15 protein-coding genes and 1 pseudogene are annotated in these 21093 nt (G+C 71.2%); 8 read left to right on the top strand and 8 right to left on the bottom strand.

Going from position 1 to position 21093, the window contains the following annotated elements; all coding sequences use genetic code 11:
* Positions 1–224: 224 nt before the first annotated feature.
* From ABD830_RS10755 to ABD830_RS10730, 6 genes are all read right to left on the bottom strand, one after another.
* Entirely contained in the window at positions 225–464 is a 240-nt protein-coding gene (locus ABD830_RS10755) for a hypothetical protein (protein ID WP_344986447.1), read from the bottom strand.
* Positions 461–2218 carry a gamma-glutamyltransferase family protein gene (locus ABD830_RS10750; RefSeq protein WP_344987659.1) on the bottom strand — a complete coding sequence of 586 codons (1758 nt, stop codon included), beginning with the start codon at positions 2216–2218 and terminating at the stop codon, positions 461–463. Before ABD830_RS10750 ends, ABD830_RS10755 begins: the two co-directional genes overlap by 4 nt.
* A 205-nt stretch (positions 2219–2423) precedes the next feature.
* The gene (locus tag ABD830_RS10745; protein WP_344986445.1) at positions 2424–4184 is read right to left on the bottom strand and encodes a hypothetical protein; all 1761 of its coding nucleotides are present in this window, start codon (positions 4182–4184) and stop codon (positions 2424–2426) included.
* A complete protein-coding gene (locus tag ABD830_RS10740; RefSeq protein WP_344986444.1) occupies positions 4175–4927 on the bottom strand; it encodes an ABC transporter ATP-binding protein in 753 nt (250 codons plus the stop codon). The genes ABD830_RS10745 and ABD830_RS10740 overlap by 10 nt, the downstream gene beginning before the upstream one ends.
* A complete protein-coding gene (locus tag ABD830_RS10735; RefSeq protein WP_344986443.1) occupies positions 4924–5529 on the bottom strand; it encodes a TetR/AcrR family transcriptional regulator in 606 nt (201 codons plus the stop codon). The genes ABD830_RS10740 and ABD830_RS10735 overlap by 4 nt, the downstream gene beginning before the upstream one ends.
* Before the next feature lie 68 nt (positions 5530–5597).
* Complete coding sequence (locus ABD830_RS10730) at positions 5598–10178, bottom strand: ATP-dependent helicase (RefSeq protein ID WP_425567080.1); 4581 nt, start codon at positions 10176–10178, stop codon at positions 5598–5600.
* An 85-nt stretch (positions 10179–10263) separates the two neighbouring features.
* Between ABD830_RS10730 and ABD830_RS10725 the strand changes: the two genes are divergently transcribed.
* Both ABD830_RS10725 and ABD830_RS10720 read left to right on the top strand, forming a co-directional pair.
* Positions 10264–10752 (top strand): VOC family protein, encoded by a 489-nt coding sequence (locus tag ABD830_RS10725; RefSeq protein ID WP_344986440.1) that lies wholly within the window; start codon positions 10264–10266, stop codon positions 10750–10752.
* 272 nt (positions 10753–11024) lie between these two features.
* Entirely contained in the window at positions 11025–11219 is a 195-nt protein-coding gene (locus ABD830_RS10720; RefSeq protein ID WP_225272622.1) for a DUF3046 domain-containing protein, read from the top strand.
* On the opposite strand, the gene ABD830_RS10715 is transcribed toward ABD830_RS10720, so the two are convergent.
* Positions 11216–11488, bottom strand: coding sequence for a hypothetical protein (locus ABD830_RS10715; protein ID WP_344986437.1), 273 nt, complete (start codon positions 11486–11488; stop codon positions 11216–11218). The two genes, ABD830_RS10720 and ABD830_RS10715, sit on opposite strands and share 4 nt — an antisense overlap.
* Positions 11489–11754: 266 nt before the next feature.
* Here ABD830_RS10715 and recA point away from each other — a divergent pair, with 266 nt between their 5' ends.
* From recA to ABD830_RS54155, 3 genes are all read left to right on the top strand, one after another.
* Entirely contained in the window at positions 11755–12843 is a 1089-nt protein-coding gene (gene recA, locus ABD830_RS10710; protein WP_344986435.1) for a recombinase RecA, read from the top strand.
* Positions 12844–13814: 971 nt separating this feature from the next.
* Positions 13815–14291, top strand: coding sequence for a regulatory protein RecX (locus ABD830_RS10705; RefSeq protein WP_378520830.1), 477 nt, complete (start codon positions 13815–13817; stop codon positions 14289–14291).
* 325 nt (positions 14292–14616) lie between these two features.
* The gene (locus ABD830_RS54155) at positions 14617–15204 is read left to right on the top strand and encodes a TetR/AcrR family transcriptional regulator (protein ID WP_378520834.1); all 588 of its coding nucleotides are present in this window, start codon (positions 14617–14619) and stop codon (positions 15202–15204) included.
* Positions 15205–15303: 99 nt separating this feature from the next.
* On the opposite strand, the pseudogene ABD830_RS54150 reads toward ABD830_RS54155, so the two are convergent.
* Positions 15304–16431, bottom strand: a pseudogene (locus ABD830_RS54150) (RNA-guided endonuclease InsQ/TnpB family protein); the annotation flags it as partial.
* 143 nt (positions 16432–16574) lie between these two features.
* Here ABD830_RS54150 and ABD830_RS10695 point away from each other — a divergent pair.
* The 3 genes from ABD830_RS10695 to rny all read left to right on the top strand — a co-directional run bounded on the left by ABD830_RS10695 (position 16575) and on the right by rny (position 21083).
* Entirely contained in the window at positions 16575–17465 is an 891-nt protein-coding gene (locus ABD830_RS10695) for an ABC transporter ATP-binding protein (RefSeq protein WP_344986429.1), read from the top strand.
* Positions 17462–19033, top strand: a complete 1572-nt coding sequence (locus tag ABD830_RS10690; protein WP_344986427.1) for an ABC transporter permease — start codon at positions 17462–17464, stop codon at positions 19031–19033. Before ABD830_RS10695 ends, ABD830_RS10690 begins: the two co-directional genes overlap by 4 nt.
* A 433-nt stretch (positions 19034–19466) precedes the next feature.
* On the top strand, positions 19467–21083 hold the full coding sequence (gene rny, locus ABD830_RS10685; RefSeq protein WP_344986426.1) for a ribonuclease Y: 1617 nt from the start codon (positions 19467–19469) through the stop codon (positions 21081–21083).
* The last annotated feature ends 10 nt before the right edge of the window (positions 21084–21093 follow it).

Raw genomic sequence — 21093 nt, 5'->3', positions numbered from 1 at the left:
GACCGTGGTTGAGAGCCGCGTTGTCGGGGCCTGACTCCGCATTCCTGGATGGGAGTGCGGCTGTTGGGCCACCGCCCCGCCGGAAGCTGTCCCGTTGGTGCGGACACCAATGGGGGCGGGGACCGGGCGCCAGTCAGGCACCCGGCTGTGACTGAACATTATCATTTGATTACCTTAAGTCGCAGCCGATCGGCCCAGACAGCCAACGACAGTTCTCCGCGTAACTACAGGTCACGTAGCGAGCGCCGGCAACAGTTCATACCCTGGCCACGAGCGTGCCCAGGAACCCGCCCGCCGCCCAGGTAGCCGGGCCACAGCGCCACCGCGTTGGTCACGGACGCGGTCAGGCTCGGGTAGCCGAGCGCCAGCAGCGCGGGGAACGAGATGAGTATCCCGCCGCCCGCCAGCGCGTTCACCACACCGGCCAGCAGACCGGCGCCCAGCAGGAAGAGCAGATCGGTCATCGGCCGACTGCGTAGCCCTGGGCGCCGCGCGGGTTGGCGGCGGCCTTGAGGAACACGCCGTCACGGGCGACCGCGCTGAGCCTGCCCAGCGTCCACGGGCCCGGCGCCTCGACCTCGTGGCCGCGCCGCCGCAGCTCCGCGAGCACGCCCGCGTCCACCCGGTCCTCGGCGTGCAGCACGCCGGGGCGGGAGCCGCGCGGGAAGAACGAGCTGGGGAAGTGCTCGGAGTGGAACATGGGCGTGTCGATGGCCTCCTGCAGGTTGAGGCGGCCGTGGACGACGGCGAGGAAGAAGTTCACGCTCCACTGGTCCTGCTGGTCGCCGCCGGGGGTGCCGAACGCCAGCCACGGCCTGCCGTCCTTGAGCGCGAACGACGGCGAGAGCGTGGTGCGCGGGCGCGTCCCCGGACGCAGCGAGGCCGGCAGGCCGTCCTGCAGCCAGAACATCTGCGCCCTGGTGCCCAGGCAGAAGCCGAGCTCGGGGATCGTGGGGGAGCTCTGCAGCCAGCCGCCGCTGGGGGTGGCGGAGACCATGTTGCCGTGCCGGTCCACGACGTCGAGGTGGCAGGTGTCGCCCTTCACCGTGCCGTCGCGGGCCACGGTCGGCTCGCCGACGCCCTGCGGAGAGCGGGCGCCCGAGATACCGGGCGCGGCGCTCGCCGTGCCGGGCTCGGGGAAGTCGGGCAGCCTGGGCGCGCGACCGCCGGGCGCGCCGGGCCGCAGCTCGAGGCTGGCCTCGGCCCCGACCAGCGTGCGGCGCTCGGCGTTGTACGCCTCGCTGAGCAGGTCGGACACCGGCACGTCGAGGTTGTCGCCGTACCAGGCCTCGCGGTCGGCGAAGGCGAGCTTGGCGGCCTCGGTCACCGTGTGCACGTAGTCGGCGCTGAGGTGGCCCATCGCGTCGAGGTCGAAGCCCCGCAGCAGGGCGAGCTGCTGCAGGAACACCGGCCCCTGACCCCACGGCCCCGTCTTGTAGACCGTGTGCCCGTGGTAGTCGAAGCCGAGGGGCTCCTCGACGGTGGCGGACCAGCCGGCCAGGTCGTCGCCGGTGAGCAGCCCGCCGTGCACGTCGCCGGAGCTGTCCAGCCAGGCGGTCTTCGCGCTGAACTCGGCGATCGCCTCGGCGACGAACCCCTCGTACCAGGCTCTCCTGGCGGCGGCGAGCTGGCCCTCACGGGTGCTCGACGCGGACTCGGCCTCGGCGACCACCCGCCGGTAGGTGGCGGCCAGCACCGGGTTGGCCAGCTTCGATCCGGGCGGGGGGACGTTCCCGCCGGGCAGCCAGGTCGCCGCCGACGTCGGCCAGTCATTGTTGAACAATCCTTGGACCGACTCGATCGTGGCCGAGATGCGCTCCAGCACCGGCACGCCGTGCTCGGCGTAGTGGATCGCCGGTGCCAGCACGTCGGCCAGCGACCAGGTGCCCCAGCGCTCCAGCATGAGCATCCAGCCGCCGAAGGCCCCCGGCACGGTGGCCGCGAGGAGCCCCGTGCCGGGCACGATGTCCAGGCCCAGCTCGCGGAAGCGCTCGATGGTGGCCGCGGCGGGCGCCACGCCCTGCCCGCACACCGTGGACACCTGCTGCTCGGCCTCGCTCCACAGCAGGATCGGCACCTCGCCGCCGGGGCCGTTCAGGTGCGGCTCGACGATCTGGAGCACGAACCCGGCGGCCACCGCCGCGTCGAAGGCGTTCCCGCCGCGTTCCAGCACGCCCATGCCGGTGGCGGAGGCCAGCCAGTGCGTGCTGGCGACCATGCCGAAGTCACCCGACAGCTCGGGCCTGGTGGTGAACAAGATCTCTCCTTCTACAGATTCGGGGACGCGATCCGCCGTTACAAGATGGCACGCGGCCGGATGACCGTTCCCGCGAGGGTGCTGAAGCGGGGGCTCCTCGGCACGGCAGGCGTCGTACGCGAGCGGGCACCGGGCAGGCGGGTCGGCCGGGTTCGGCACGTCGGGATCAGGGGCTGCGTTCGGGGTGCCCGTCCGACGATTTGACCCGCTTCCTGGCCCGGTAGGGGATCCACAGGCCCGCTCCGTACATGGTCAGGCCGATGAGGATCATGAGGACGGCCGTCGGCCAGCGCAGTCCGGGTGGCAGGTACGTGGCCAGGAACCACGACATCCTCAGCCGGTCGTTCGCCAGGAACGCGGCGGCCACGATGCCCTGGGGGGCCAGCGGGATCGCGCCGAGCGACAGGCACGTCACCACGATCGTCCGCTGCCGCTTCGGCAGGTCGGGCAGTTTGAACGCCGTGCCCCCGCCTTCGGGGCGCCGCCCGGTGCGCATCATGTGCAGCAGTTCGGGGCCCTGTGCCGCCAGCCGCCGCTCCGCCAGCAGGCCCAGGCCCCAGTAGCACAGCGCGCCCGTCGCCAGTCCGGCCGCGACGCCCCACCAGCCGTACAGCAGGGCCGTCACGACGGCAGGCGCGCCCGTCAGACCCACGAGCAGCATCATCAGGTAGACCAGACCCGTCAGGGCCCCGTCGTCCTCGCTCGTGCGCAGCGGATTGCCACCGCGCCGCTGGGGATCGATGCCGGGCACCAGCGCGTACACCGAGATGAGCGGCACCAGGCCCGCCGCGCCACCCAGCAGCGCCGCCACGCTCGCCAGGATCAGCGGCCACGGACCGCCCGTGACCGGCGTCAACGCCACCGCCAGCAACACCGCGACCGGGCCCACGGTCACCAGCCAGGCCCGCTGCCGGCCGCGCACGTCGGACGCGCCGGGCGTCATGAGAGTGAGCCAGAGCGCTGTGCCGTCGCTGCCGTAGAGGTTGGCGGTCATGGCCGCCGCCATCACGATGAAGATCGGCGCCGTCCACGGCAGCATGCCCGTCCAGCCGAGCGCGAGCGGCGCGCCCGCGAAGAACACCCCGTAGGCCAGCGCGAACGTGAGCTGGTGATTGCGTACCAGGTCGCGCGACCACGTACGCAGCTCCTTGGCCACCACCGCCTCCCGCGCGGTGGCGGCCCGCATCGGACGGCGGCCCCGCGTCGACGGCCGGCTCGCGCCCGTCCGCCCGGCCAGCAGCGCCGCCCACGCCGCGAGCAGCAGCGCGACCAGCACCGCCATCGCGGGCAGCGCCAGGTACTCGCCCTGTACGGCGAGCAGCCCCCACCCCGACGGCAGGTAACGCACGAACGCCGGGATCCGACCGCCCTGGCCGAAGGCCACCGCGAACACCCACGCCTGGCCCAGGAACGCCAGCACCGCGCCGTTGATCAGCCCAGCGCCGATCGCCCCGACCCGGGAGCGCAGCGCGATGCCCAGCAGGCCCACGGCAACCTTCGACAGCAGAACGAAGATCGCCAGCTGCAGCACCATCGCGGGCGCCGCCACCAGCACGTTCCCCGGCGAGGCCGCGAAGACCAGACCCGCCAGGGCGACCAGGCTGATCAACGGCGCCACGCCCACGAACGCCGACACCAGCAGCCCCGCCGCCAGCCGCCGCGCGGGCAGCCCCAGCGGCGCGAAGAACTCCGGCCGCAGCGTCTCGTCGCCGCCGCCGGAGAAGACGGGGCCGATGATCCAGCCGAGCATCCACACGGCATAGGCGGCGGCCGGCCAGTCGCCGTCCTGGAAGGCGAGGTAGACCGTGCCGGCCGCGAGCAGGAGCCCGAGAACGCCGCCCGAGGCCATCATGCCGCCGCGCCGGCCCTTGGTGGAGTGGCGCAGGATCGCGATCTTCATCCTGACCAGGGTCACCGCTACAGCCATGACAGCCCCTTGGCGCCGGTGGAGTCCGCGCCGACGAGCTCCACGAACCTGTCCTCGAGCGTGGCCGCGCCGCGTACCTCATCCAGTGGGCCCGCCGCCGCCACCCGGCCCTTGTCGATCACGCCCACGTGGTCGCAGAGCTGCTCGACCAGCGCCATCACATGGCTGGACAGCACGATCGAGCCTCCGCCCGCCACGAAGCCGCGCAGGATCGCCTTGATCGTCGCCGCCGACACCGGGTCCACGGCCTCGAAGGGCTCATCCAGGACCAGCAGCCTGGGTGCGTGCAGCAGCGCCGTGGCCAGTCCGATCTTTTTGCGCATGCCGGTGGAGTAGTCGATCACGAGGGTCTTCTCGGCGTCCGCCAGCTCCAGCACCGACAGCAGCTCCTCGGCCCGCTCGGCCACCACTTCCTTGCTCAGGCCCCTGAGCAGGCCAAGGTAGGTGAGCACCTCGCGCCCGGTGAGCCGCTCCGGCATGGCCAGCCCGTCGGGCAGCACGCCCACCAGCTGCTTGGCGCGCGCCGGGTCGGACCACACGTCCGCGCCGAAGATCCGCGCGGTGCCGCCGTCGGGCCTGAGCAGGCCGACCGCCATGGACAGCGTGGTCGTCTTGCCCGCGCCGTTCTGGCCGACCAGGCCGTAGAAGGAGCCCTGGGGCACGGCGAGGTCCACGTGGTCGACGGCGACCTTGTCGCCGAACGTCTTGGCTAAACCGCTGATCTCCAAGGCCGCTGCGGTCATGACTGTCTCCTGGTGGCGAGCGTGAAGGTGGTGACGAGCTCGCGGGCGAGCAGGTCGAGGTCGAGGTCGGGCTCGTGGATGAGGCGTCCGGGCACGGCGTCGACGGCGCCCCGGATGGTGATGGCCATGCTGCGTCTGTCGAAGTCGCGGAACTCGCCGGAGCGCTGGCCCCAGTCGAGGACCTTCTCCAGGTCCGCGACGGCGACCTCGGCCTGCTTCGCGTACGGCCTCGGGCCGCCCTCCTCGCCCGGCATGTGCGTGATGATCTCCACCAGGGCCAGGAGGGGCTTGCGGTGCTCGCGCATGAAGTCGAGGTTGCCTTCGAGGTAGGCGCGCAGGGCCTCGGTCGCGGTGGGCTGCGCGAGGATCCTGGGGACCATCATGTCCGTGGCCAGCCGGGCGACCTCGGCGACGACCGCCTCGATGAGCTGGATCTTGCCGCCGAAGTGGTACGAGATCACCCCGGTGCTGATCTTCGCCTGCTTGGCGATCCTGGCCAGGGTGGTGTGCGCGTACCCCTGCTCGGCAAGCACCTCGATGGCGCACGCGATGATCTGCGCTCGGCGGGCCTCTTCAATGAACGTGCGACTTTCTGACGTCACGTTCAGAAGTTTAAACGGTCATTCAAATTTTTGGAAGTCGTTTCAGCGCATCCGTCGGGTGGTGGGTGTCAGGCGCGCAGGCGCAGCCCGCGCGGGGTGGGATGGAACCCGGCCGCCTCCAGGGCCGCGGCCAGAGGTGAGTCGACGATGGAGGCGCCGTCGGCCCGCTCCACGGTCAGCTTTCCGAGCGCGCCGTCCCGCACGGCCAGCGCCAGTGCGTCGACGGCAGGCTGCAGCCGCTCGTCGTCGGCGAACGACAGCAGCGTCTTGCCGCCTCGCTCGACGTAGAGCACCAGGTGGCCGTCCACGAGCACGACCAGCGACCCGGCCTTCCGGCCAGGCTTGTGCCCGAGGTCGCCCGGGTGCTGCGGCCAGGGGAGGGCGGCGCCGTACGGGCTGGCGGGGTCGGCGGCGGCCAGCACCACGGCCCGGGTGCCCGCGGTCGCCTGATGCGCGGTCGGGGCGATGCCGGGCGCCATGGCGCGCATCCGGTCGACCGCTCCGGGCAGCGCGAACTGCGCACCTCCCAGACCCTCGACGAAGTAGCCCCTGCGGCACCGCCCGCTCTCCTCGTACGCCCGCAGGACCTGGTAGACGGGGGTGAAGCCACCGGGCAGCCGTTCGGACGTCACCGCGCCCCTGGTCACCACGCCGTGCCGCTCCAGCAGCACCTCGGCCTGCGCATGGGCCCGCTGCGTCGCGTCGGCGGCGGGCGCGGGCAGCAGCCACCACCGGCCGGCCACCGTGGGAGGGCCGCTCCTGCTCGGCAGCACGGCCCGGCGCCGGCGCGTGGTGGGGGGCCGGTGCGCCGGACGGCCGGTGCCGAGCGTGGCCCGCAACGGGGCCAGCGTGTCACCGGAGATCCGCCCCGCCCACACCAGGTCCCACAGCGCCGCGGCCAGCGTCGCGTCGTCCAGCGAACCGAGCTGGTCGGAGATGCCGCGGAAGAACAGCGCCCCGCCACCGCCCAGCAGCTCGAGCACGCGCTCGTGCAGGGGCGTCATCGTGATCTCGGCGGGCTCGGGCAGCAGCAGCGGCGCGGTGTCGGCGTAGTAGAGCGACACCCATCCGTCGCCGCCGGGCAGCGACCCCTGACCCGCCCACATCACGTCGCCCGACGAGGTCAGCTCGTCGAGCAGCGCGGGATGGTAGCCGGGGACCCGCGAGGGCAGCACCAGCGTCTCCAGCGCGGACGCGGGCACGGCGGCGCCCTGGAGCTGCTCGATCGAGCGGACCAGCGCGTCCATGGCCCGCGCCGCCTCGCCGCCCGCCCGCCCGGCGGCGCTCGAGCCGGTGATGCCGTGCCAGGCGGGCAGGAACCGGGCGAGGGTCTCCGGCGCGACCGGCTCGACCTCCTTGCGCAGCCTCGCCAGCGACCTGCGGCGCAGCATCCGCAGCACCCCGGCGTCGCACCACTCCTCGCCCCGCCCGCCGGGCCGGAACTCCCCGTTGACGACCCGCCCGGACGAGGCCAGCCGCCGCAGCGCGTCGGTCACCACGGCCACGCCCAGCCCGAACCGGGCGGCAGCCGTGCCCGCGTGGAAGGGCCCGCGCGTGCGGGAGTGCCGCGCCATCAGGTCGGCCAGCGGATCGGCCACGGGCTCCAGGAACGCGTGGGGCACTCCGACCGGCAGCGGCGCGCCCAGCGCGTCACGCATGCGGGCCGCGTCCTCGATCGCCGCCCACTGCTCCTCGCCCGCGATGCGCACCCTGATCGCGCGGCGTGACCGTTCGAGCTCCTTCAGCCAGGACGGGTCGCCGCCGCGCACGCTCACGTCCGGCGCGAGCAGCGGCCCGTGCGAGCGCAGCAGGTCGGCGAGGTCCTCTAGGTCGCGCAGCGGGCGGTCGAGCCTGGCCAGCTCGCGCTCGGCGTCGGAGATCACGTCGGGATCGAGCAGCTCGCGCAGGTCGGCCTGGCCGAGCAGCTCGGCCAGCAGCGTGGTGTCCAGGGCCAGCGCCTGGGCCCGCCGCTCGGCCAGGGGCGCGTCGCCTTCGTACATGAACGCGCCCACGTAGTGGAACAGCAGCGAGGTGGCGAACGGCGAGGCCTGCGACGTCTCCACCTCGACCAGCCGCACGCGGCGCGCGGCGATGTCGCGCATGAGCTGCACGAGCCCCGGCACGTCGAAGACGTCCTGCAGGCACTCGCGCATCGTCTCCAGCACGATCGGGAACGAGGCGTACTGCGAGGCCACGCCCAGCAGATGGGCGGCGCGCTGCCGCTGCTGCCACAGGGGGCTGCGCCTGCCCGGCGTGCGGCGCGGCAGCAGCAGCGCCCGCCCCGCGCACTCTCTGAACCGGGAGGCGAACATGGCCGACCCGCCCAGCTCCTCGGTGACGATCTGCTCGATCTCCTCCGCGTCGAACGCGGCCACGTCGGTGGGCGGCTCGGCGAGCGTGTCGGGGATGCGCAGCACGATGCCGTCGTCGGAGTGGACGGCCTGCACGTCGATGCCGTAGCGCTCGCGCAGCCGCCGGCTGATCGCCAGCGCCCACGGGGCGTGCACCCGCGCGCCGTAGGGGGAGTGGATGACCACGCGCCAGTCGCCGAGCTCGTCGTGGAAGCGCTCGACCAGGAGCGTGCGGTCGTCGGGGACGTAGCCGGTGGCCTCACGCTGCTCGTGGAGGTAGGCCTGCAGGTTTCCCGCGGCGTACTCGTCGAGCCCGGCCGCCCGCATGCGCTCGGTCGAGCCGTTCTTGGCCTGCTCGCGCAGGAACTGCCCGATCGCCCTGCCCAGCTCGGCCGGTCGCCCCGGCGCGTCGCCGTGCCAGAACGGCAGCTTGCCCGGCTGGCCCGGCGCCGGCGAGACGAGCACCCGGTCGGCCGTGATGTCCTCGATCCGCCAGGACGTCGCGCCCAGCACGAACACGTCGCCCACGCGCGACTCGTAGACCATCTCCTCGTCCAGCTCGCCCACCCTGGAGGCCTTCTCACCCACCAGGAACACGCCGAACAGGCCGCGGTCGGGGATCGTACCGCCGTTGGTGACCGCCAGCCGCTGCGCGCCCGGACGCCCCTGGAGGGTGCCGGTGACGCGGTCCCACACGATGCGGGGGCGCAGCTCGGCGAACTCCTCGCTCGGATAGCGCCCGCTCAGCATGTCGAGCGTGGCCTCCAGCGCGCTCCTCGGCAGCGTGGCGTAGGAGGCGGCCCGCTTGACCACCGACTCCAGCTCGTCGACCGTCCACTCGTCCATCGAGGTCATGGCCACGATCTGCTGTGCCAGCACGTCGAGCGGATTGCGCGGGTAGCGAAGCTCCTCGATCTGGCCGCTCTTCATCCGCTCGGCCACCACGGCCGTCTGCACCAGGTCGCCCCGGTATTTCGGGAAGATCACGCCCTTGGAGACCGCGCCGACCTGGTGTCCCGCCCGGCCGATGCGCTGGAGGCCGCTGGCCACGCTCGGCGGCGCCTCCACGCACGCGACCAGGTCGACCGCGCCCATGTCGATGCCCAGCTCGAGGCTGGAGGTGGCGACCACGGCAGGCAGGCGGCCGGACTTGAGCGCCTCCTCGATCTGCGCCCGCTCCTCCTTGGAGACCGAGCCGTGGTGAGCGCGTACGATCTCCGTCACGACGCCCTTGCTCGCCCCGGCCTGCGCCATCATGTCGGCGGGCATCCGCCTGGGGGTCTCCCAGGTCGGACCGGCGGACGGTCCCGTCTCCCAGATGGAGAGGTCGACGGCCTCGGCGTCGCCGCGCTCCCGCTCGTACGCCAGCTCGTTGAGCCGCGTGCACAGGCGCTCGGCCAGCCGGCGTGAGTTGGCGAAGACGATCGTCGAGCTGTGCGCCCCGATCAGGTCGAACAGCCGGTCCTCCACATGGGGCCAGATCGACCTGCTGCCCGGCTCGGGGGCGAAGTCCTCCGCGCCCTCCTGCTGCGGGCGGCCCTCCATCTCGGTCATGTCCTCGACGGGGACGACGACCTCGACCTCGATCCGCTTCTCCGACGGCGGCTGCACGACCGTGGCCGGCCGCGTGCCGCCGAGGAAGGCCGCCACCTCGCTCACCGGCCGCACGGTCGCCGACAGCCCGATCCGCTGCGCCGGCCTGTCGAGCAGCGCGTCGAGCCGCTCCAGGCTGAGCGCCAGATGGGCACCGCGCTTGGTGGCCGCGACCGCGTGGACCTCGTCCACGATCACCGTCTCGACCCCGCGCAACGCCTCGCGCGCCTGGCTGGTGAGCAGCAGGAACAGCGACTCCGGCGTCGTGATGAGGATGTCGGACGGCTTGGCCGCGTAGCGTCTGCGGTCCTCCGAAGGGGTGTCGCCCGAGCGGATCGACACCGAGATCTCCGGCACCGGCAGCCCGAACCGGCGCGCCGTCTGCCTGATCCCGGCGAGCGGAGCCCGCAGGTTACGCTCGACGTCGACGGCGAGCGCCTTGAGCGGCGACACGTAGAGCACACGCGTCCCCTTGCGGGCGGGGTCCGGCTCGGGGGAGGGCGCGGCGTGCTCCGACGCCAGCCTGTCGAGGGACCACAGGAACGCCGCCAGCGTCTTGCCGGACCCGGTGGGCGCGACGACCAGGGTGTTGTCGCCACGCGAGATCGACTCCCACGCCCCCTCCTGGGCGGCCGTGGGAGCTTGGAAGGCTCCGGCGAACCATTGCCTGGTCACCTGGCTGAACTGGTCGAGCGAGCTCACCAGCCCATACTGCCTCGCGCCACCGACAGAAAACGCATTGGCGCCGTGACGAGCGATTGAGCGAGGTCTTGGCGGACATATAGCGACCGTGACCATTGACTATGCGGCCATCGAAGCCCGCCGAGCCGAGATCAGGCAGCGTTACGTCTTACCGCACCGGCCATCGAGCAGCGCGCGTGGCCTGCACCACATGGCCCTGCTCTCATCGGACGTGGAACGGACGATCAAGTTCTACCAGGAGCTGCTGGAGTTCCCGCTCACGGAGATCATCGAGAACCGCGACTACGAGGGCTCCAACCACTTCTTCTTCGACATCGGCAACGGCAACCTGCTCGCGTTCTTCGACTTCCCCGGGCTCGACCTGGGGCCGTACCAGGAGGTGCTGGGCGGACTGCACCACGTCGCGATCTCCGTCGACCCCGCCACCTGGGAACGCCTGCGCGGCAAGCTGGAGATGGCCGGCGTGCCGCACCAGATAGAGAGCGGCGCCTCCATTTACTTCAAGGACCCCGACGGCGCCCGGCTGGAGCTGCTCGCCGACCATCTTGGTGAGATGTACGGCTCACGCGTGCTGTGACGGCGCTTCGACGCTCTTGCTTTCAGCTGTGCCCTAGCGTCGTGACGGCCGGCGGGTGCGGGGCTGCCCCGCACGGGGCGCCTGCCCGATGCCCGCGTGCCTCTCCGATCGCTCCGCCTTCTCCTTCTGTACGGTGCGGCGCAGCACGTTCAGTAACCGGCGGCGCCTGGCTCTGTTGGCCTTGGTCTTGGCTGTCTTCGGGGGTGAAGACTTGGGGGTCTTTGGCATGGGGGTGTCCTACCCATACCGCGGGCGATTCCATACTTGGTTGCATGCGCCTGACGGAGTTCTGGAGAAGGATGAACGCTCATTTCGGCGAGACGTACGCCGAGTCGTGGGCGCGTGACTACGTGCTCGCGCCGCTCGGCGGCCGGACCGTCGTCCAGGCGCTGGCCGACGGCGAGAGCGCCAAGACCGTCTGGCGCGCGGTCTGCCAGGTGGAGGACGTCTCGTCCAAGCTGCGCTAACCCTGGGCCGTTCCGAGGGCCTGCCGTAGCGCGGCGGCCGCGAGCTCCGGCTCTTCCGCGCTGCCCTGCCCGCCTGGCGACCAGAGGAACAGCCAGCCGCGGTTCGACGGGGTGGCGAAAATGATCGTCTGACGGCCGGTGCTGGGGTGCCAGACCCACAACACCGGGTCTTCGGTGCCTACCATGCGGCTGACCAGGCCATGATGGGGGAGCAACTCGGCGAGCGCCTCAAGACGGGTGCGTCGTTCCCTGGTGTAGCCGCTCGCCACCCGCCACCTCCGAGCCTCGCCCCTGCAGTGAGTCTCCCCAGCTCACCTCGCGCGCTACCCGTTGGGGGCCAACATCGCCAGGACGTGTTCGTCCGCTCCCACGGCGTAGTGACGGGGACCTGCGTGTTCCTGCGGTGATCGAACAGCCGTTCGGCTACTATTGACTCCGCCGGGCCACGTCTTCCCCGGCAGTCGCAGAAAATGTCGGTGGCAGGCCGTAGCTTTCACTCGACTGATCGGACCACGACCCTCCAGGGGGAGTTCCCATGGCTATCAACGACCGCGAGAAGGCCCTCGAGACCGCCCTCGCTCAGATCGAGCGTCAGTTCGGCAAGGGCTCAGTGATGCGCCTGGGCGACGACGCCCGAGCTCCCATCGAGGTGATCCCCACTGGGTCGATCTCCCTTGACGTGGCCCTCGGCATCGGCGGCCTGCCGCGCGGCCGCATCGTCGAGATCTACGGCCCCGAGTCCTCCGGCAAGACCACGATCGCCCTGCACGCGGTGGCCAACGCCCAGCGGGCCGGCGGCATCGCGGCGTTCATCGACGCCGAGCACGCCCTCGACCCCGAATACGCCAAGAAGCTGGGGGTCGACACCGACGCCCTGCTGGTCTCCCAGCCCGACACCGGCGAGCAGGCGCTCGAGATCGCCGACATGCTGATCAGGTCCGGCGCCGTCGACATCATCGTCATCGACTCGGTGGCCGCGCTGGTGCCCAAGGCCGAGATCGAGGGCGAGATGGGTGACAGCCACGTCGGCCTCCAGGCCCGCCTCATGTCCCAGGCCCTGCGCAAGGTCGCCGGCGCGCTCAACAGCACGGCCACCACCGCCATCTTCATCAACCAGCTCCGCGAGAAGATCGGCGTCATGTTCGGCAGCCCCGAGACGACGACCGGTGGTAAGGCGCTCAAGTTCTACGCCTCGGTCCGGATGGACATCCGCCGCATCGAGACCCTCAAGGACGGCACGGAGGCGGTCGGCAACCGCACCCGGGTCAAGGTCGTGAAGAACAAGATGGCCCCGCCCTTCCGCGTCGCCGACTTCGACATCCTCTACGGCGTGGGCATCTCCCGCGAGGGCGGCCTCATCGACATGGGTGTGGAGCACGGCTTCGTCCGCAAGTCCGGCGCCTGGTACACGTACGAGGGTGACCAGCTCGGCCAGGGCAAGGAGAACGCCCGCAACTTCCTGAAGAACCACCCCGACATGGCCAACGAGATCGAGAAGAAGATCAAGGACAAGCTGGGCGTGGGTCCGCGCCTCGACGCCCCGGCCGAAGCCGCGGCCCCGGCCCCCGCCCCCGCGGCTTCCGGCCGTGGCTCGAAGTCCACGCCGAAGCCGGGTGACGTCTGATCGCCCATCCCATGAGCGACCCTGTCCTCCCCATGGGTGAACCAGACCGGCCACAGGCGCCCCGATCCCGGGGCGCCCGGCCCGGCTCCCCTTCGCAGTCCCGGCCGTGGGGCCGCGACTTGGCTCGCTCGTCCACGGACGGCTGGCCGTCGGTCGACGAGTGGCGCGACGAACGCGCCCGCCAACGCGCCTCCACCCCACCCACTCCGTCCGAACCCGACCCCTCCGCCTCTCCGGTTGATGGGGCCGCCCCTCCGTCCGATGCGGCGGGCCCTGAGCTTGACCCGTCCGACCTCGAGGCGGGGGTGGCCGACCTTGAGGCGGGGGCCGCGAATCCGCCACCCGACGCCGACACCTCTCAGCAGGAGATCGCCGACCCTGGACCTGTGACGGCCGCCTCTCAGTCGGAGGTCGCCGACCCTGGGCCAGGTCCGGTCGAGGCTCAGCCTGATGCGGCTGCCCCTTGGCTCGATGCGGCGGTTGCCCAGCCCGGAAGGGCGGATTTCTCGCCCGATGCGGTGAGTGCTTCGCCCGGTGGGGGCGAATTTCCTCCTGTGACGGTTCGTTACCAGGCTGGCGCGACCCATCCTTGGTTCGCGGCGGCTGACTCTGGGGCCGAGTCGGCCGCTTCTGAGGCCGGGGCCTCAGGGGTTGCAGAGGAGCAGCCGGGAGGCGGAGAGACGGGTCGGAAGCGGGAAGGCCGAGGTCGGCGATCGGGTCGATCCAGCCGGCGATCCGGGAGTGGTACGCGAGAGCAGGGTCGGCCATCCGAAGGAGAAGAACGGGGCTGGCCGTCTGGAGGGGCAGAGCAGGGCTGGCCGTCTGGAGGGCTCGGTGCGGGGGCTGGGCCGGACGGTGAGAGTCGAGGGCAGGATAGTGAGACCGGAGGGCGGGATGGTGACCGCGTCGCGCGAGGGAGGCGGGGTGGTGAGGGCTCTGCCGGAAACGAGCGTGACGCGGATCCGGAGTCGGTGGCCCGGGCCATTTGTCTCCGTCTCCTCACCATGGCACCCAAGACGCGCGCCCAGCTCGCCGAAGCTCTTCGCAAACGTGACGTGCCGGACGAGGCCGCCGAGGCGGTCCTCAGCCGCTTCTCCGAGCTCGGGCTGATCAACGACGAGGCGTTCGCCGCGGCCTGGGTCGACTCACGCCACCACAGCCGGGGCCTGGCCAAGCGCGCCCTGGCCGCCGAGCTGCGACATCGGGGTGTGGACACCGACACGGTCAAGGAGGCAGTGGAGCGGCTGGATTCCGACCAGGAGGCGGATACGGCGCGGCGGCTGGTAGAGCGCAAGCTCGCCTCCACCCGATCACTCGATCCGCAGAAACGTACGCGGCGGCTGGCGGGCATGCTGGCGCGCAAGGGCTACTCCGCAGGCCTCGCTTTCCGCGTCATCCGTGAGGCGCTCGAAGCGGAGGGTATCGACATGGAGGAAGACCTCCCGTAACCGCACCCCGGTTCCTGGCTGGCTTTTTGCCGCTCTCCCACCTGTACCTGCGCTGACACAGGGTCCGTGACAGCGCAGGTTCTGTATTTGTACGGTTCCTGCGCGTCCGCGTCCGGCCACTTGCTTCGCCCCTTCCTCCATTCCGAGACGGCTTCGCGCACCGTGGCGTTCAGCAGAGGATGCAGCGCGGTCGCGGGCGAGCCGAGGGATATCCATGGCGCATTGAACACTTGCATGGCAACCAATACATCTGTATAAACTACGGTACGTGCGACCAATTTCTGAAGAGGATCTGACGACCCGTGCCCGCATACGCGACGCCGCGATGACGTTGTTCGCCGAGCAGGGGGTCAAGGCCACCACGATCCGCGGGATCGCCGAGGCGGCCAGAGTCTCGCCCGGCCTGGTGCAGCACCACTTCGGCACCAAGGAGGCGCTGCGGCTGGCTTGTGACGAGTACGTCCTCAGCTACGTGCGTGAGCAGGTCAACGCGGGCATCACCGACCGCAACCTGGAAAAGCCCGAATTCATCGAGAGTGTTCACCGCACCGCGCCGCCCTTGATGAAGTACCTCGGCCGCGCGCTCGTGGAGGGCTCTCCCGCGACAGCCGCCATGTTCGACGAGCTCGTGAGCGTGACGGAGGAGCATCTCGCCAACGAAGACCAGCACTCCGAGGCCGACCATCGCGCCCGCGCGACCGTGCTGACGGCGATGAAGCTGGGCATCACGGTGCTGCACGAGCACGTCTCCCGCGCGCTGGGCGCGGACCTTTACGCCCCGCAGGGTGCGCTGCGCGTCGGCAAGGCCCAGCTCGACCTGATCAGACCGGAGTTCCTCGGCCGCGAGCTGTTCGAACAGGCGCGGACGGGTCTGGAGAAGTTCGAGGGACAACAGTCCACTACCACCGGCTGAAGCCGGTGGCTTGCTCTCACGGTCCCGTCTGGCTGAAGGGAGGCCGGTAGCGTGTGGCTGGTTGACAACAGCCCGACCCGCAGCGCCGCGTGTGGCGATGTTGCGGGCCGCGATGTGGTCGGCATGCCCAGCGAGGCCACACCGGGTGCAGACGAACCGGCCCCGCGCCGGCCGGTTCGCCCTGGAAGTCCACCCGCACTCCGGGCAAGCCTGGGAGGTGTAGGCGGGATCGACCAGGGTGAAGGCGATCCCGGCCCGGGCGGCCTTGTAGCGGGTGAACGCGATCTGCTGGGCGAACGCCCAGGAGTGCAGGGTGCGCCGCTGGAGCCGGTGAGCCCTTGCCCGCCCGCGGATGCCCTGGAGGTCTTCCAGGGCGATGCCGCGGCCGGTGCGTTCGGCTTCGCGCACCACGTACTTGCTGATCTGGTGGTTGAGGTCGGTCATCATCCGGCGCTCACGCCCGCCCAGGCGGCGCAGCACCCGCCGCGCCGCAGGAGTGCCCTTCTTCTGCAACCGGCGGCGCTGCCGATGGCGCCGCTCGCGCAGAGCGCGGACGTGGCCGTTACCTTGGATCGGGCCGGGCAGGGCCGCTCCGGGCAGCACCGCTCCGGGCAGCACCGCCCCGTCACTGGTGGCCGCCAGGTTGGCCACTCCTTGATCCACTCCGAGGAAGCCGTTGGCCGGCTCGCGCAAATGCGGCCGGGGCAGGGTGACGGTGACCTGCAACAGCCACACCCCGCGCCGATAGAGCAGGTCGGCCTCCCCGATGGGCAGCGCCTCGACGGCCTTGAGATCTTCTGGCCGTCCGGTGTACGGCACGGTCACGCGGCCGGTGGGGGTCCACAGCGACACGATGCGGGCTTCACGGTTCCAGCTCATCAGCCGCGCGTCGTAGGGGACCGCTCCGTACGGGCGGAACACATGAGCCCGCTTCTTGGTGGCGCGCCGGTTGGCGTAGGCGCCGGCGACCCGGGCGATGGCCCGCACGGCCGCCTGCGCGCCCAGCCCAGCGGCCTGTGCGCGCACGGGATGGTAGGCCAGACGGTGCAGCTCCAGCACGGCGAAGGTGCGCTGCTGCCAGGCCAGGCGGGAGACGAAGGTGGCCGCCTGATTGCACACCAGTATCGCCTCGGTCAGGGCGTCGGCCTGGGGTGGGGTGGGGGCGAGCCGGAGCTGCACGACCGAGGGCAATCCCTGTCGCTTAGCGGTCGAGCGGCGGATCGCCATCGCACCTCCTGCCTCTTCTGTTACGAGAGCATCACCCGCTGCACATATTACTGATCGTGACCACAGCTTTCCCTAAAGTTTTCGAAAGGAGGGTGGCGCTTCCTCCCGGCCCTGAAGGGCCGGGTCTTCGCGCCACATTTCAGATGAACGCTGCACTGCGCGCCGACGGCCTGGTCAAGACCTTCGGGCAGGCCAGGGCCCTGGACAGGCTCGACCTCACCGTCGAGACAGGCGAGGTGCACGGCTTCCTCGGCCCCAACGGCGCGGGCAAGACCACCACGATCCGTATCCTGCTGGGTCAGATGCGCGCCGACGGCGGCCGGGTCGAGTTACTCGGCGGTGACCCCTGGCACGACGCCACCGAACTGCACCGAAGGCTCGCCTACGTGCCCGGTGACGTCACCCTGTGGCCCTCGCTGACCGGCGGCGAGGTCATCGATCTCCTGGGCAGGGTACGCGGCGGCCTCGACCCCGGGCGGCGTGCCGAGCTGCTCGAGCGCTTCGAGCTCGACCCGCGCAAGAAGTGCCGCACCTACTCCAAGGGCAACCGGCAGAAGGTGGCGCTGGTGGCTGCCTTCGCCTCCGATGTGGAGCTGCTGGTGCTGGACGAGCCGACCTCGGGCCTGGACCCGCTGATGGAGGCGGTCTTCAACGAGTGCGTTCTGCGGGAGAAGCGCAACGGCCGCACCGTGCTGCTGTCCAGCCACATCCTCTCCGAGGTCGAGACGCTGTGCGACCGGGTCAGCATCATCCGCGCCGGTCGTACGGTCGAGTCCGGCAGCCTGGCCGACCTGCGCCATCTCACCCGCACCTCGGTGACGGCCGAGCTGATCGGGCCCGCGCCCGGTCTGGCCACCCTGCCCGGCGTGCACGACCTGACCGTGGATGGCGCCCGGCTGCGCTGCCAGGTGGACGGCGACGCGCTCACCGCGGTGCTCGCCGAGCTGGCCGGCGCGGGCGTACGCACATTGACCACACGGCCACCGACATTGGAGGAGCTGTTCCTGCGCCACTATGAGGGAGCCGTCAGATGACCGGCACCCGGGTACTGATCCGGCTCATTCTGCGCAGGGATCGCGTGCTGCTGCCGGTGTGGATCGCGATCAGCGCGCTGCTGCCTGCGAGCATCGCCTCCTCCACCACGGCCCTGTATGCCGACCAGGCCGCCCGCGACGCCTTCGCGGCGGCTTCGATGAGCAACCCCGCGCAGCTGGCCACGCGCGGCCACATCTACGACGCGAGCGTCGGCGGGCTGACCGCCTGGACGCTTGGATCGTCCGGGGCGCTGATCGGCGGGCTGATCAGCATCCTGCTGGTGACCAGGCACACCCGGGTCGAGGAAGAGACCGGCCGACGCGAGCTGCTGTCGTCGGGTGTCATCGGCCGCCACGCCCCGCTGGCCGCCGTGCTCGCGGTCGTGCTGGCCGCCAACCTGCTGCTGGGCCTGCTGTCAGTGCCCGCCCTGGTCGGCAACGGCCTGCCTGCGGGTTCCTCGCTGCTGTTCGGGCTCTCCACCGCTGCGGGCGGCTGGGCGTTCGCGGCCGTGGCCGCGCTCACCGCGCAGCTCACCGCGTCGTCCGGTACGGCGCGTGGCATGGCGATCGCCATCGGCGGCCTGCTGTTCGCGCTGCGCTCCGTGGCCGACACCGCCGGCATCGGCTGGCTCGCGTGGCTGTCGCCGTTCGGCTGGGTCCGGCTGACCAAGCCCTACGCCGGCGACCAGTGGTGGGTGCTGGGGCTGGTCGCGCTGTTCGTCGCCGCCCTGGCGGCGGCAGCCTTCGCGCTGTCCACACGGCGTGACGTGGCCGGCGGCCTGCTGCCCGCCCGCCAGGGGCCCGCCACCGGAGGGCTGCCGGGCGCGTTCGGCCTGGCCGGGCGGCTGCACCGGGGCACGCTCGCGGGCTTCGCCATCGGTTTCGGCCTGCTGGGTGCCCTGCTCGGCATGTCGGCGCGCGGCTTGGACACCCAGCTGGACACGCCGCAGTTCCAGGAGCTGGCCTCGACCATCGGCGGCCCCGACGCCCGCATCTCGGATGTCTTCTTCACGTTCGTGATGTATGTGCTCAGCCAGCTCGTCACGGGGGCGGCGCTGGTGTCGGCGCTGCGCGCCCGTGGTGAGGAGGCGGCGGGCCGGGCCGACCTGCTGCTGTCCACCCCTGTCGGCCGGCTGCGCTGGGCGCTGAGTCATCTGGTGTTCGCCACCGTGGGCCCGGCGCTGCTGCTGACCGTGCTGGGCGCGGCGGCGGGGCTCGCCTACGACGGCGACGTGGCCCGTGTCGCCGGGGCCACGCTGGCCTACCTGCCCGCGGTCTGGACCGTGGTCGGGATCGCGACGCTGCTGTTCGGCGTGCTGCCGCGGCTGGCCGCGGCCGCGAGCTGGACCGCGCTCGGCCTCTTCCTGGTCGTGGACCTGCTCGCGGAGTTCAAGCTGGTCACCGGGGTCCTCCTGGACCTTTCGCCGTATGTGCACGTGCCGGCGATGTTGCTGGGCGGCGCCTCGTCATCGGTGGCGCCGCTGCTGGGGCTGACCGCGGTGGCCGTCACCCTGGCCGCAGCGGGGCTGGCGTTCCTGCACCGCCGCGACCTGGTGCCCTCCGCCTGAATCCGCATGGGCACTTCAGCATCCCCGGATACGTCGAGATCACGGAAGCGGCCCGCGCGAGACCAGCACGCGGTCCGCAGGCCCCAAGTGGGGCAATCCGGGCGACAGTGGGGATGTCTGGCCGGGTGTGGAGATGCAAGGACGTAAGACACGCTTGATGACGCGTTTGCTTGCTCGTGACCTGTTCGACGCATAACCTCGACGGCAGTGAGGAGTTACTCCGCGCAGCGCGGATTGCCATACCGGTGAACGACGGACGAACGAGGCTGATTGGTCGAGGCGGGCGAGGTGTCGGCTTTACTGGTCGACGCCCGGTCAGTCTTGGCTGGATACCGGTCCTGATGCCCACCGGGCTGTTCGTGACGCGCTTGTGACCCCTCCCGTTTGTGGCCGCGTTATGAGGTGTTGACGACGCGAGGAGGGCGGGGCGCACATGGGGCCGCTGGTCGTGGTGCTGATGGTGGCGGTGCTCGTGCTCGCGTTCGGGATGATCGTCGCGCTCCTCGTCGTCATACGGCGCACCTCGGGCAACGCGTCACGGGTGGCCAAGCCCAGCCCCGAGCAGGTGCAGGCCGTACACGAAGAGCTTGAGCAGGCGCGGGAGGAGGCGCGGGAGATCCGCCACAAGGCGGAGACCGACGCCGAGGAGATCCTGCGCAGGTCGGAGGCCGCAGCCGAGAGCGCCGCGCAGATGCGGCGGGAGGTCGAAGAGGAGAGCCGGATACTCAAGTCCGAGCTCAAGGAGCTACGCGTCGACCTCGAGCGGCGGGAGGCCCGGCTGGCCGAGCGGGAGCAGCGGCTCGACGAGGAGGCCAGGCGGCAGACCGAGCGGGACAGGAAGCTGGGCGAGACCGAGGTCGAGCTGGCCGACCGGCGCGAGGAGCTGCTCCAGGTCGAGGAGGAGCGGCGGGTCATCCTGGAACGGGTCGCCGGGCTGACCGGTGAGCAGGCCAAGGCCGAGCTGGTCAAGGAGATCGAGAACCAGGCCAAGCGCGAGGCCGCGCTGATCGTAAGGGAGATCGAGGGCGAGGCCCGCAAGGAGGGCGAGAAGCGGGCCACCAAGATCGTGACGCTGGCCGTGCAGCGGGTGGCGGCCGAGCAGACGGCGGAGTCGGTCGTCAGCGTGCTGCACCTGCCCGGAGACGAGATGAAGGGCAGGATCATCGGGCGTGAAGGGCGGAACATCCGGGCCTTCGAGTCCACGACCGGCGTCAATCTGATCATCGATGACACGCCTGAGGCCGTGCTGCTGTCGTGTTTCGATCCCGTGCGGAGGGAGACGGCCCGGCTGACGCTGGAGAAGCTCGTGCTGGACGGGCGCATCCACCCCCAGCGCATCGAGGAGGCGCACGACCGCAGCCGGCAGGAGGTGCAGGACCTGTGTGCGCGTGCCGGTGAGGACGCCCTGGTCGAGCTGGGGATCACCGACATGCATCCCGAGCTGACGCTCCTGCTCGGCCAGCTCAGATACCGGACGTCGTACGGGCAGAACGTGCTCAAGCACCTGATCGAGTCCGCGCACATCGCCGGGATCATGGCCGCCGAGCTGCGCATGAACCAGGCGTTGATGAAGCGCTGTGCCCTGCTCCACGACATCGGCAAGGCGCTCACCCACGAGGTCGAGGGCAGTCACGCGCTGATCGGGGCGGAGATCGCCCGCAGGTACGGCGAGGAGGAGGACGTGGTGCACGCCATCGAGGCGCACCACAACGAGGTCGAGGTCCGCACCGTCGAGGCGGTGCTCACCCAGGCCGCCGACGCGATCAGCGGCAGCCGCCCCGGCGCCCGACGCGAGTCCCTGGAGGCGTACGTCAAGCGCCTGGAGCGGCTGGAGGAGATCGCGCAGTCGTACGAGGGCGTCGAGAAGGTCTTCGCCATGCAGGCCGGACGGGAGATCCGGGTCATGGTCAAGCCGGACGCGATCGACGACATCCAGGCGCAGGTGATCGCCCGTGACGTGGCCAAGCAGGTGGAGGAGGAGCTGACCTACCCCGGCCAGATCCGCATCACGGTGGTGCGGGAGTCCAGGGCCACCGAGTTCGCCAGGTAGGGGCGCCCCT

Source organism: Nonomuraea helvata, assembly GCF_039535785.1.
GTDB lineage: Bacteria > Actinomycetota > Actinomycetes > Streptosporangiales > Streptosporangiaceae > Nonomuraea > Nonomuraea helvata.
This window is presented reverse-complemented; position numbering and strand designations above follow the sequence as displayed.